Annotated in this window: 11 protein-coding genes; 4 read left to right on the forward strand and 7 right to left on the reverse strand. The window is 71.8% G+C overall.

The genetic code is table 11. The features are described from left to right. Nucleotides 1–732, reverse strand: coding sequence for a succinate dehydrogenase cytochrome b subunit (locus ACH4SP_RS29280; RefSeq protein ID WP_398419055.1), 732 nt, complete (start codon nt 730–732; stop codon nt 1–3). 96 nt (nt 733–828) lie between these two features. Here ACH4SP_RS29280 and ACH4SP_RS29285 point away from each other — a divergent pair, with 96 nt between their 5' ends. Next, a complete protein-coding gene (locus ACH4SP_RS29285; RefSeq protein WP_398419057.1) occupies nt 829–1707 on the forward strand; it encodes a LysR family transcriptional regulator in 879 nt (292 codons plus the stop codon). Between the two features lie 144 nt (nt 1708–1851). Here the strand turns inward: ACH4SP_RS29285 and ACH4SP_RS29290 are convergent, their stop codons facing one another. From ACH4SP_RS29290 to ACH4SP_RS29300, 3 genes are all read right to left on the reverse strand, one after another. After that, on the reverse strand, nt 1852–3945 hold the full coding sequence (locus ACH4SP_RS29290) for a putative bifunctional diguanylate cyclase/phosphodiesterase (protein WP_398419163.1): 2094 nt from the start codon (nt 3943–3945) through the stop codon (nt 1852–1854). A gap of 287 nt (nt 3946–4232) precedes the next feature. After that, complete coding sequence (locus ACH4SP_RS29295; RefSeq protein ID WP_398419059.1) at nt 4233–5045, reverse strand: SAM-dependent methyltransferase; 813 nt, start codon at nt 5043–5045, stop codon at nt 4233–4235. 251 nt (nt 5046–5296) lie between these two features. Continuing rightward, on the reverse strand, nt 5297–6298 hold the full coding sequence (locus ACH4SP_RS29300; RefSeq protein WP_398419061.1) for an SCO0930 family lipoprotein: 1002 nt from the start codon (nt 6296–6298) through the stop codon (nt 5297–5299). An 877-nt stretch (nt 6299–7175) separates the two neighbouring features. On the opposite strand from ACH4SP_RS29300, the gene ACH4SP_RS29305 reads away from it, so the two are divergent. Further along, nucleotides 7176–7937: a DUF4239 domain-containing protein gene (locus tag ACH4SP_RS29305; protein ID WP_398419063.1), complete on the forward strand. Its 762-nt coding sequence runs from the start codon at nt 7176–7178 to the stop codon at nt 7935–7937. A gap of 104 nt (nt 7938–8041) precedes the next feature. On the opposite strand, the gene ACH4SP_RS29310 is transcribed toward ACH4SP_RS29305, so the two are convergent. Together ACH4SP_RS29310 and ACH4SP_RS29315 are read right to left on the reverse strand one after the other, a co-directional pair. Further along, nucleotides 8042–8332: a hypothetical protein gene (locus ACH4SP_RS29310; RefSeq protein ID WP_398419065.1), complete on the reverse strand. Its 291-nt coding sequence runs from the start codon at nt 8330–8332 to the stop codon at nt 8042–8044. Between the two features lie 46 nt (nt 8333–8378). Continuing rightward, nucleotides 8379–9926, reverse strand: coding sequence for an FAD-dependent monooxygenase (locus ACH4SP_RS29315; RefSeq protein ID WP_398419067.1), 1548 nt, complete (start codon nt 9924–9926; stop codon nt 8379–8381). Between the two features lie 268 nt (nt 9927–10194). Here ACH4SP_RS29315 and ACH4SP_RS29320 point away from each other — a divergent pair, with 268 nt between their 5' ends. Then, on the forward strand, nt 10195–10815 hold the full coding sequence (locus ACH4SP_RS29320) for a hypothetical protein (protein ID WP_398419069.1): 621 nt from the start codon (nt 10195–10197) through the stop codon (nt 10813–10815). A gap of 133 nt (nt 10816–10948) precedes the next feature. Here the strand turns inward: ACH4SP_RS29320 and ACH4SP_RS29325 are convergent, their stop codons facing one another. Then, a complete protein-coding gene (locus tag ACH4SP_RS29325; protein ID WP_398419071.1) occupies nt 10949–11425 on the reverse strand; it encodes a hypothetical protein in 477 nt (158 codons plus the stop codon). A gap of 420 nt (nt 11426–11845) precedes the next feature. Between ACH4SP_RS29325 and ACH4SP_RS29330 the strand changes: the two genes are divergently transcribed. After that, nucleotides 11846–12505, forward strand: coding sequence for a class F sortase (locus ACH4SP_RS29330; RefSeq protein WP_398419073.1), 660 nt, complete (start codon nt 11846–11848; stop codon nt 12503–12505).

Below are 12505 nucleotides of genomic sequence, written 5' to 3' on the forward strand. Positions count from 1 at the left end.
TCAGCCCACCAATCCGGTCATCACGGCGACCGGTACGGAGAGGAAGCCCACGGTCAGCACGAGGGCGAGGAGATTGGCGACCGCCTTCAGGACGCGTTCGCGGGTGGCGTTGCCGACGCCGAGCGTCTGGGCGGCGCTCCAGAAGCCGTGCCTGATGTGCAGGCCGACGGCGAGCATGGCGACGATGTAGATCACGTTGCCGTGCCACTGGGAGAAGGTGGCGACGACGTTCTCGTACGGATGCCCGGACTGGGCGTGCGGGTTGACGGTGAGGGTCGTCAGGTCGAGCAGGTGCCACACGATGAAGAGCAGCAGGATGATGCCGCCCCAGCGCATGGTGCGGGTCGCGTAGCTGGCGCGCTTGCGCTTGTGGGCGTACGCGACGGGCCTGGCCCGGATGTCCCGGCGGCTGAGCTGGTACGCGGCGACGCCGTGCCCGACGACTGCGGCGAGCAGCAGCACGCGGACGATCCACAGCGCCCACTCGTAGTGCAGGACGGGGTCGCCCATGGTGCGCAGCCAGTGCGCGTAACCGTTGAACTCGTCCGTCCCGAAGAAGATCTTCAGGTTGCCGATCATGTGCGCGACGAGGTACCCGAGCATGATCAGCCCGCTGACGGCCATGACGGCCTTCTTGCCGACGGTCGATCCCCAGAATCCCCGGAGTCCGGTGGGGCGCCGTACGGGCGGTTTTCGCGAGGGTGCGGTGTCCTGCCGCGTTGCCAGAGCCATGGATCAAGACGCTAGGGCCGAAAGGCCCCAGAGGTCCAAGACATGGTACGGCTCATCTCCATAGGGAAAGCCTATCGACCCACCTAGACTGGGCCCATGCAGTTCCAGCAGCTCCGCTATTTCGTGGCCGTCGCCGAGTCGCGGCACTTCACCCGTGCCGCCGAGGAGCTGCATGTGGCGCAGCCTTCGCTCTCCCAGCAGATCCGTTCGCTGGAGCGGGAGCTGGGCGCCGATCTCTTCACCAGGGCACGCGGCAACATCGCCCTGACCGACGCGGGCGAGGCCCTCCTCCCGCTCGCCCGGCGGATCCTCGCCGACACGGACACCGCCCGCCTCGAAGTGCAGGAGCTGGCGCAGCTGCGGCGGGGGCGGGTGCGCCTCGGCGCGACGCCGAGCCTCTGCACCGGGCTCCTGCCCGACGTACTGCGCACCTTCCACGACGCGCACCCCGGCATCCAGCTCCTCGTCGAGGAGGGCGGCTCGCACGATCTCGTACGGGAACTGGCGCGCGGCGCACTGGACCTGGCCCTCGTCGTCCTGCCCCTCCCCACCCCCTCCCCCGCGCTCACCACGGTCGAGCTGCTGCACGAGGACCTGGTGGTGGTGTCGTCGCCGTCCGCGCGTGCGCCGCGCAGGCCGGTCAGGATCGCGGATCTGCGGGACGAGCCGATGGTGATGTTCCGGCACGGCTACGACCTGCGGGAACTGACCGTGGCCGCGTGCCGGGCCGAGGGCTTCGAGCCGACCTTCACGGTGGAGGGCGGTGAGATGGACGCGGTGCTGGGTTTCGTACGGGCGGGTCTTGGCGTGGCCGTCGTCCCGCGCATGGTGGCGGAACGGGCCGGCACGGGCCTGCGCGTCACGCCGCTGGCCAGGCCGGGCCTGCGGCGCACGATCGCTCTGGCACACCGCAGCGACGTGGCTCCGCCCCGGGCGGCACGAGAGCTGCAGCGGGTGTTGTTGGGCGTGCGGTGAGGCGGTCGGCGGTGTCGGGGGCGAGGTGTCGCGCGGGGGCAGGCATTTAGGGGCGCGGGGAACTGCGCGACCAGCCACGACGCACCCGCACGATGCCCACCCGGCCCGGACGGGCAACCCCGCCGCCCAGGACTCGGGGGCACCTCAGACCGCGTCGGTCAACACCAACGAGTGGATCCGGTCCGGCGCACCCGGCCTCGCGTAGTACCACCCCTGCGCCGTGTCGCAGCCCAGCTCCCTCAACTGATCGGCCTGGGCGCCCGTTTCGACGCCCTCTACCGTCACCGCCAGCGAGAGGCTGTGGGCGAGCGAGACGATCCCCTCGACGATCTTCAAGTCCACCGGATCGGCGGGCAGTTGCTGCATGCTCTGGGTGAAGGAGCGGTCCAGCTTCAGGACGCTCACCGGGAGACGGCGCAGGTTGGCGAGGTTGGAGTACCCCGTACCGAAGTCGTCGAGGGCGATGTCGACGCCCATCTCGGCCAGCTGGCGCAGTGGCTTCAGCAGGTCGTCGTCGGCCCCTATCAGCGCGGACTCGGTGACTTCCAGGCACAGCGCGCCGGGCGAGAGACCGGCGCGTTCCAGGACCTCGACGGTGTCGGCGACCAGGCCCGGGTGGTGCAGCTGGGTGGGCGAGAGGTTGACGTTGATGCGCAGGGGGCCGCCGTCGGCGTGCTTCTCCTGCCAGTACCTGGCCTGGGTGACGGACTCCTGGAGCACCCAGCGGCCGAGCGGCACGATAAGACCGGTGTGCTCGGCGAGCGGGATGAACCGGTCCGGGCCGAGGACGCCGTGCTGCGGGTGGCTCCAGCGGACCAGGGCCTCGGCGCCGTGCACGCTGCCGTCGCCGAGGTGCACCAGCGGCTGGTACTCGATGAAGAACTCGCCGCGCTCCAGGGCCGCGGGCAGCGCGTTGGTCAGCCCGTGCCGGGTGATGGCGCGCGCGTCGGCCTCGTCGTCGGCGAACTCGAAGCGGTTGCCGCCCGCCGACTTGGCCCGGTACATGGTGATGTCGGCGCTGCGCAGCACGTCCGCCGGACCGCGCTCGCCCGCCGGGCCCTCGACGATGCCGATGGAGCCGCGCACGGTGATCTCGCGGCCCTCCAGGTGTATCGGGGTGGCCAGCGCGGACAGTATCCGGGCGGCCAGGTCGTCGACCTCGCGGCGGGTGTCGGGTCCGGTGGTCAGCGCCACGAACTCGTCGCCGCCGAGCCGGGCCACCATCTCGCCCGGGGCGGTCGCACAGCTCTGCAGCCGGTCGGCGACCTCGACGAGCAGGCGGTCCCCCGCGGAGTGGCCGAGGCTGTCGTTGACCGCCTTGAAGCCGTCCAGGTCGAGGTAGCAGAGCCCGAAGCGGGTGGCACCGCGCACGGACAGGGCCTTCTCCAGGCGCTCGAAGAACAGGGTGCGGTTGGGCAGGCCGGTGAGCGCGTCGTGGGTGGCTTCGTAGCGCAGCCGCAGATTGAGCAGCCGGCGCTCGGTGGTGTCCTCCATGAGGGCGAGCTGGTACTGGGGGCGGCCGTCGGCGTCGCGCAGCAGGGACACCGTGAGGTTGGTCCACAGGACGGTGCCGTCGCCGCGGTAGAACGCCTTCTCGCAGCGGTAGTGGTCGCGCTCGCCGCGCACCAACTCCTCGTACATGCGCCAGACTTGGGCGGTGTCCTCGGGGTGCCCCCACTCGCTGACCCTGCGGCCGCGGACCTGGGCGTCGAGGCCGCCGAACATGCGGGTCAGCGTCTCGTTGACCTCCAGGATGGTGCCGTCGAGAGCGGCGATGCCGATGCCGACGGCTGCCCCCTCGAAGACCGCGCGGAAGCGTTCCTCGGTGGCGTGCAGGGCCTGCTGGGCCTCGCTGCGGGCGGACAGCGCGGACCGGGCGATGGCCTCCTGCTCGCGCAGGGTCCGCTCGCGCAGCGCCTGGGCGAAACCGGCGGCGATGGAGTGCTGGAGGCGGGCGCAGCGGGCCCGGTTCTCCTCGGCGGCGGCCGGGGGTTCGTCACCGGCGGCGCAGTAGAGGACGAGGTACGAGTCGACGACGCCGAGGGTACGGACGAGGGCGTCCGGGTCGGTGCAGTGCGCGGCGACGAGGGCGGAGCCGACCTCGTGCGCGGGCGCCGGGTCGAAGGGCCGCCGGTGCAGGGCCCTGCCGAGCCTCCGGGCGAGCGGCAGCAGGAGCTGCTCGAACTCGGGGCGGGTCAGGGAGGTGGCGGTGGCCGGGAAGATGGCCCGGCTCCAGATCGTGGCGAACCGCCGGAGCCGGTCCTCGGGGCCGTCGGGACCGTCAGGTGCGGGGCTTTCGGGGGCGGAGCCGTCCGGGACGGGGCAACGGTCCGTGGCTGTGTGCCGGTCCGTGCCCTGGGGCTGCCCACTGGCCGGGGTCGGCCCGGTTCTCGGGGCCCGCCCGGCACTCGGATCCTGCCCCGTGCCCGGGGCCGGGGTCGTGCCGGAAACCTGTGGTGGGGCGGTGCCCGACCCGCCGCCGTGGCCGGGTCCGCGTTCCCCGTCCGGTGCCTGCGCCTGCGCGCTCACGCCTTGCGCCCCACCCCGGCGAAGCCCGAGAACGCGTACGGGTCCTCCTGCGCGACGGGGGTTTCGGGCCGCCATTCGGCCATCGGCACGAGGCCGGGCGCCACCATTTCGTACCCCTCGAAGAACCGGGCGACCTCGGCGCGCGAGCGCATGACCAGAGGACTCTTGATCTGCTGGTAGACGTCGACGGTGCCGCCCGCCTGTTCCTCGCTGACCGGGACGCCCTCGTACGAGGCGTGCGTGACGATCAGCATGCTGCCCGGCGCGAGCGCGTCGCGCAGGGTCTCGACGGCGCCCTGCGGGTCGTCGGCGTCCTCGATGAAGTGCAGGACGGCGACCAGGAGGAGCGCCACCGGCCGCTCCAGGTCGAGGAGTTGGCCCAGTTCGGGGTGGTCCAGTATGTCGTGGGGCTTGCGCAGGTCGGCGGCGACGACGGTGGCCAGGTCGTTCCCGGCGAGCACGGCCTGGCTGTGGGCGACGGCCACCGGGTCGTGGTCGACGTACACAACACGCGCTTCGGGATCGGCGTCCTGGGCGACCTCGTGGACGTTGCCGAAGGTGGGGATGCCGGAGCCGATGTCGAGGAACTGGGTGACGCCCTCGGACAGCGCGTGCCGCACGGCACGCCGCATGACCGCCCGGTTCGCCTGCATGATCTTGGGCAGGCCCGGCATGAACTCCATGGCCCGGCGGGCCGCCTCCCGGTCGACCTCGAAGTTGTGCGAACCGCCCAGGTAGAAGTCGTAGATGCGGGACACGCTCGGCATCGAGATGTCGATGCCGGGCGGGGCCCAGGCGGGACGCTCCATCAATGTCTCCAACAAGTCGCCACGACGAGTTCGGGCACGGCTGATCACCATGCCCGGGTGTTCGAGCCGAGGCTACTGACCTGCAGCCAGCAGAGCGAGTGAAAACGGAAATTGGCCGTCCGTTCTCGGTCACACTCCGATGGCATGTGCGCCCCTGCACGCCCGTGCGCTGCCACGGACGTGTCCGGCCCGCCGCTCCCGCGCGGAGCGGGAGCGACGGGCCGACTGTATGAGCTGATGCGCCGCGACTGCTACTTGGGGGCGCCCACGAGTTTCCCCTGCGGGGACACCGCGTACCAAGTGCCGCCCACTCCCTGCCCGTTGGTGTCGCCCGCCTTGCTGTCGCCCGAGAAGGTGTAGACGGGCCAGCAGTCGATCGTCTGCTGCTTGACGCCGTCGGGCCGGTCGAAGACGACGAAGCCCTTCTTGAGGATGCCCTCGGTGCTGTTCTTGGCCACCGGGGCGACCGCCGGCCACTTCGCCAGGCAGGCTCCGGTGCAGGCGGTCCTCATCGGCCAGGCGGAGTCCTTCTTGAAGCGGTAGACGGTCATGCCCCGGGAGTCGACGACGATCTCGCCCAGCTTCGGGTCCTTGCGCACGGACATCCCGGGGCGGTCGCCCGGGGCGTCCGGTGCGGCGGAGCCGGGGGCCGGCGGCGCCTGCGCCTCGTCGCCGCCCGGGGCGACTTCCCCGTCGGCCGGGGCGGCCTTCTTGCCGTCGGGCGCGGAGGCGAACCAAGTGCCGCCCACACCCTGCCCGTTGAGGTCGCCCGCCTTGGTGTCCTTGGCGAACCGGTACATGGGCCAGCCGCCGAGGGTGAGCTGCTTGCTGCCGTCGCTCCGGGTGACCGAGCCGACCACGGAAGCGTCGGTTCCGGGTGCCGCGGTGACGCTGCCCGCAGGTACCACGGGCCAGGCCTTCGCACAGTCGCCGTCGCAATTCGACTTGGGCGGCTTCGCGGTGTCCTTGTCGAACCGGTAGAGGGTCATGCCCGCGCTGTCGGTGACGACCCTGCCGAGCCGCCCGGTGTCCCTGACGGCGAGCTGCCCCGCCGCCTTGGGCGCGGCCGCCGCTCCGTCGCCGTATCCGTCGCCACTTCCGTACCCGTCGCCTGCGGGTTTCTGGGCCGGGGCGGCGTTCCCCACGGACTGGGAACCGGAGGAGCCGTTCCCGTTGTCCTGACCGCACGCCGTCGTCAGTGCCAGCACTGCCGCCGCCGTCACCGCGAGCGAAGCATTCCGCCAGGTACTCATGTCGACTCCCGTGTCCCGAAGGTGCCCCAAGGGCTGAGTGCGACGCCGGTGTGCGTCGCTCATGGCCCTAGGTACGTGCGGGACGCGCCCCCGCGTTCAACGCCGCGCGAAAAACTTTCCGGACCGGCCAACACGACCGACTCCGCTCGCTTGTTCCCATTCCGAACGCAAATCCATGTGCAACTTCATCATGAGCGGAATCCATACTTCTCCCGGGTTCCGCTCGTTGAGCAGGATCATGAAACCTCTCGTCAACGGATCACGCCGGATCTCCGGCCCGGTCCTCGTGCGTCTGCTGTTATCGGCCGCTCTCGGCTGGCTGCTGGCCGGCTCCGTACCCGCGTCCGCCGACAGCTGCGCGTACGCGTCGCACGGCCAGGACGGCGAGTCGGCCGCGCGGGCGGTGGCGGGCAGCCACCGCACCTGCCGGCCGACCCCCACCCCGACCCCGCCGCCTCAGCATCCGCCGAAACCCCAGCCGCCCTCCGACCCGAAGCCCCCGGCACCTCCGTCGAAGCCGAAGCCTCCGGCACCCAGGCCCGAGCCCCCGTCACTGAAGTCACCGCCCCCGGCACTCACTCCGGCACCCTCCGCACCCCCCGCCCCCGGACATCCAAAAGCAGCCCCACCACCCCCATCACCCCCACTCCCCCCTCCTCCACCACCCCTTCCCGCCACCACCCCTTCGGCGCGGCAGGCATCGCCGCTGCCCGGAGCGATCGCCCTCCCCGCCTACCGCAAGCCGACCCGCAAACCCCCCGAGGGCCAGACCTCGATGCTCACTCTCACGCTCATGATCACAGCGCCCGCGGTGTTCGCCGTCGCGGTTCTGCGCCCCCGTTCGTCCCGCTGAGCGGGCCCATCGAAGGAGGTTCCCTTGTCGGAATGGCTTGTTCTGACCATCGCGATGGCTGCCGCCTGCGCGGTCGTCCTCACCATCGTGATCATCAATAACCGCCGGGTCGGAGAGGACGACGACCCGTCCGAAACGCCCGATGTCCTCGAATACATGACGATGATGATCGGCGTGATCTATGCGATCGTCCTCGGTCTCGCCATCGCCGGAGTCTGGGAGGGCCGCGGCGCCGCCCAGGAGTCCGTACGCCAGGAGGCCCAGGCCCTGCACGAGGTCAGCGCCCGCGCCGAGGTCTACCCGGCCGAGGTCCGCGCCCGGATCCGCGCCGACATCGAGGCGTACGTCAGCCACGTCGTCGACACCGAGTGGCAGCACATGGTCGACCACAGCGAGGTCACCGACCGGGGCAACGAACTCCTCGCCCGGGTCCGCCAGGACGTCACCCTCTACGCCCCCAGGACCGACCTGGAGGGCCAGGCCTACCAGCCCCTGGTCGACCAGATCGCCGCCGCCGACGACGCCCGCAGCCAACGCGCCGAGAACACCGAGGCCACCATGCCCGGGGTCGTCTGGTTCGGCCTCATCACCGGCGGCCTGATCACCGTCGGCCTGATCTTCACCCTCCAGATCCGGCGCACCCCACGGGAGTTGCTGCTCGCCGGACTCTTCAGCGTGATGATCGCCTTCCTGCTCTTCCTCATCTGGGACCTGGACTCACCCTTCGGCCACGGCATCGCGGCCACCCCGGACCCGTTCCTGGCCCTGCTCCCCGGAAACGGCTGAGGCCAGGACTCCCCACCGACGCGGTACGGTCCGGCGACGCACGACGGACGCGTCGCCGGACCGAGCGGCTGTCGGAGGTCCACCGGCCACCGCGCCCGGCCCCGTCAGGGCCTGCGGCGCAGTCTGCGCAGACCTCCGACGGCGGCCAGGACCAGGTACGTCAGCAGGAGAAGTGCCCCCGCGCCCGCGAGCAGCCGCTGCCACCAGGACCAGCCCATCCCTCCCAGCGCGCCCGCGCACAGAAGTCCCGGTGCCAGCAGGTTGAACATCGTCGCCCGAAACGGGTCGGGGCCCCACGACCACTTGCCCGCCGCCCAGTCGGGCAGGGAGCGGGGGTCCCGCAAGGCCCCGGAGAACAGGCGCGCGCGACGGCCTCGGCGTCCTCGGTGCTTCATGTCGATAAGTGTATTTGTGGGTGCTTTGGGCCCTGCACCCCGCCCCTCAGGCGGCTGCCGCGCGGCCCAGGCCCCGCAGGTAGTCCAGCACCCCGTGCGCCTCAGCCGGGGTCGCGATCAGGGCGATGTGGTGGTCCGGGCGGACCAGGACCAGGGCGTCGCCCTTGATTCCGTACGCCGCCCTGGCGTGGCCCCCGTCGTCACCGAGGCCGCCGTGCGGGCCCGCGTCGATCAGGTGGGTGCGGAGCGTGCTGCCTGCCGCGTCGGCCGTCGCCCTCAGCGCGTCCGCCGTTCCCTCGCCGAAGCCGAGGAGCGTGAAGTGCGGGCCGGCGAAGGCCTCGAAGAGGCGGAGCGGGGTGCGGGTCGACGTGTCCGTGCACGGGGCGTCCGGGGCGCGGTCGCCCGGTCGCAGCGGGGTGTCGACCGTGCTGGGCGGGGCGAGGGAACTCCAGCGGTAGCCGATGCCGAGGGCGTTGGTGGCCTCCGTGATGCCCGCGTCCAGACCGCCGCCCGGCTTCTTGATCGCCTCCATGACGACGTCGAGCTGGCGCGACGAGGTGTCGAGGGTCCAGGCGGCCACCGGCAGCCTTTCCTCCTCGTACGTGTCGAGCAGCGCCTCACCCGCCTGCCCCGTGACCACGGCGGCGAGCTTCCAGCCCAGGTTGAAGGCGTCCTGGATGCCGGTGTTCATGCCGAGTCCGCCCGCGATGGGGTGGACGTGGGCGGCGTCGCCCGCGAGCAGGACGCGGCCGCTCCGGTAGCGGTCGACCATGCGGACGTTGACGCGGTACATGGAGAGCAGCGCCGCCTCCGCGAGCCGGACGCCGGCGATGCGGGCGTGCCGGTCGAAGAGGCGCTGGAAGCTGTCGCGCGAGGGAGGTACGGGCCCGCCGTCGGCGTCGCGTTCGGGTCCGGCCTGGAACCACCACTGCGAGGTGGTTCCAGGGATCGGGCAGAGCATCACCGCGCCGTCCTCGTCGAACCACTGGTGCCAGTGGTCCCGGCTCAGTCCGTCCGCGCCGGTGAGTTCGACGTCACCGTTGACCATGAGCTGCTCCTCGTGGGTGTCCCCCTCGAAGGAGACGCCCATGAGTTTGCGGACGGTGCTGCGCCCGCCGTCGCAGCCGACCAGGTACCGGGCTTCGATCGGGGTGCCGTCGGACGTCCGCGCGACGACGGTCGTGCCGGTCTCCTCGTACGAGACGACGTCCGTGCCCAGTTCGACGTGCACCCCGTGTCCGGCGAGCCGGGTGCGCAGGACCTCCTCCAGCTTCCACTGCGCGATGAGCAGGCCCCGGTCGTACGGAGCGTCGGGCTTCGGGCGCTTGCCCTCGAAGGGATCGGCGTCGGCGATGTGCACCCCGTCGCGGTACTTGCGCATGGGTACCGGCGCGCGGCCGCCGGCCAGCACCTCCTGCACGACTCCCAGCCCCTCCAGCACCTCCAGGCTGCGCGGATTCGGGCCCTTGGCCCGGGAACTGCGGGGGAATTCCGGTGACTTCTCGACGATGCGGACCGGTACGTCCCGTCGGGCGAGGTCCAGCGCCAGGGTCAGACCGGTCGGTCCTGAGCCCACGATCAGCACACTCGTCATGCCTGTTCCTCCGTTGCGGGGTTCGGGTCGTCGGTTCTCCGACACACAGAGGACACCACGACCGAGTCATATATGCAACCCAGTAACGTTTTACCGGGCGCGACCCGAGCCGACCGGGGCCGACCGGGGGATCCGCATGCCCCATTCGCGCGACTGTGATCGCGGGTCGCACCGGGCGCTCCTAGCGTCTCGGGTATCGAGGCGCATTTCCGACAGATGAGTGGAAAACCGTTCCGCCGCTGCTCCTCGGGGACCCGGAGGACTCACCATGCGCGCGACTCGGCCCGCATCCACCGCGGTGGCGACCGCCATCGGTTTCGCCGCTCTGACCTGCGTGATTGCCCCCGCCTCCGCGGCGGACGGCGACACCACGACGGGGGCCGGCACCGCGTACAGGTACTCCGTGACGCCCTCCACGATCGCGCCCGGCGGCCAGGTCACACTCACCGCCACGGGGTGCCCCGGCTCCGCCACCGTCACCTCGGGGGTCTTCGATCCGGTGCTCGTCCCGGCCGGGAGGTCCGGCCGGGCGACCGTGGGCTGGGACGCCGAGCCCGGCGCCGTGTACGACGTGGCGTTCTCCTGCAACGACGCCAAGGGCTCCACCTCGCTGACCGTCGCGGGCAGCAGCACCCTCCCGACGACCAGCTCGACATCCCGTCCGTCCCCGGTCACCTCCGCCTCCCCGGTCACCTCGGTCTCCCCCGTCGTCTCCGCCTCTCCGCTCACTTCCGCTTCTCCTGTCCGCGGGGTGCGCGGGGGGCTCGGCGGCAGCATCGGCGGCATGGACAGCACCCAGGTCGCCGGTGGCGCGGCCCTCGTGGTGCTCGCGATCGGCGGCGGCTGGTACGCGGTGCACCGCCGGGCCGCGGGCAACCGCCGCCACTGAGACCGCGGCGCCCCGCACGCGCGCCGCGTCACGCACACACGCCGGTGGGCCCGAGTCCTGTGCAGGGACTCGGGCCCACCGGCGTTGCACCGCCCGGCGCCCGGGGTGCGCACACCCGGCCGTCGGGTGCGGGTCAGGCCTTGGCCGCCGCGTTGCGACGGCGGGCCACGAAGATCGCACCGCCGAGGGCCGCCGAGGCGACCAGGCCCGCGCCGACCGCCACGTCCGTGTCACTGGGTCCGAACGAGCCACCGAGTCCGCCGTGCGCACCGCGACCCGCGAGCACGGTGAACTGGTGGGTGGCGACCATCGGGTTGTCGCTGCACTTCACCGCGAGGTTGTAGTGACCGGGGGTGGCGCTGTCGTTGATCCGCGCCGACGCGTACCCCTTCCCGCCCGCCGACAGGCTGGCCTGCGGGAACGCGTTGGACGTCACCGTTCCGCCGTGGCCGCAGCCGGTCGCCGCGATGGAGATCGTGCTGCCCTGGTGGACCGAGTAGGGGTTGACCGTGACGTCGCTGGGGCCGTTGGTGGCGGCGGCCGGCGGAGCGGCGAAACCGACGGCGGCGCAGGCGACGGCGATCGCCGCGTAGGCGCGTGAAGCACGCATCGTAGAACCTCCATGGGAAGACGCTCCGGAGCGGTGCTCCGGGAAATTCGACGAGTACGTCTCCCATGACGAACCCTCACTTGGGCCTGCAGCCACCGCATTTCGCACTGAGCCGGACCGGTGACGTAACGCGCCGTTCCGGTGACTTCCGGCGGCTTCCGATCTGACGCACCGACAGGCTCCCGTGCCTGACGGACCGACAGGTGGCTGTGCCCGACGGGCCGACAGGTGGCCATGTCCGACGGGCCGGCAGACAGCCGTGCCTGACGAGCCGACAGCTGACCACACGTCAGAACTCCCGCCCCGCCACCCGTTCGCCCTCCGTACCTCGCCGCGGCGACGCCGCGCGCTTAGCGTCCGTACCAGACGGGCGGATCCGTGCACGGCGGGCGGGCGGGGCGCGACGAAGGGAGCAGCAACATGGGGCAGGAATGGCGCGGCGCGCACCCGAAGAGGCGGGCGCCGTGGGGAGCCCTGGCGCTGGCGATGCTCACCGGGCTCGCCCTGCTGCGCAACGGCAGCGACGTCACCTTCGGGCCGCCGCAACCGGCCGCGGCGGCCGCACGGGAGAACGGTTCTGACGGACCATCAGCACCTCGGCGGGCCTCGGGGGTGGCGCCGCTGCCTTACGCGCCCGCGGCCCGGGTCCGTATCCCGGCGGTCAAGGTCGACGCACCCGTGGTGGACGTGGGCCTGGACCAGGAGGGCTGGATCGAGGCCCCTCCCCCGCAGGACGCCAATCTGGCCGGCTGGTACCAGAACGGCATCGCGCCCGGCCAGAACGGCACGTCCGTCGTCGTGGGCCACGTCGACAACCACGCCGGGCCCGCCGTCTTCTTCGGCCTCGGCTCGGTGCGGAAGGGCCAGCGGGTCGAGGTGGACCGGTTCGACGGGCGCACCGCCGTCTTCGAGGTGTACGGGGTGGAGGTGTACGCCAAGGAGGACTTCCCGGGCGCCCGGGTGTACGGCGGCACCGGACACCCGGAGCTGCGGGTGATCACCTGCGGCGGCGGCTACTCGAAGGACAGCGGCTACGCGGGGAACGTGGTGGTGTTCGCCCGGCTCGTGGCCACCCGCTAG

This window comes from Streptomyces sp. NPDC021093 (genome assembly GCF_044333135.1).
In the GTDB taxonomy this organism is placed as follows: domain Bacteria; phylum Actinomycetota; class Actinomycetes; order Streptomycetales; family Streptomycetaceae; genus Streptomyces.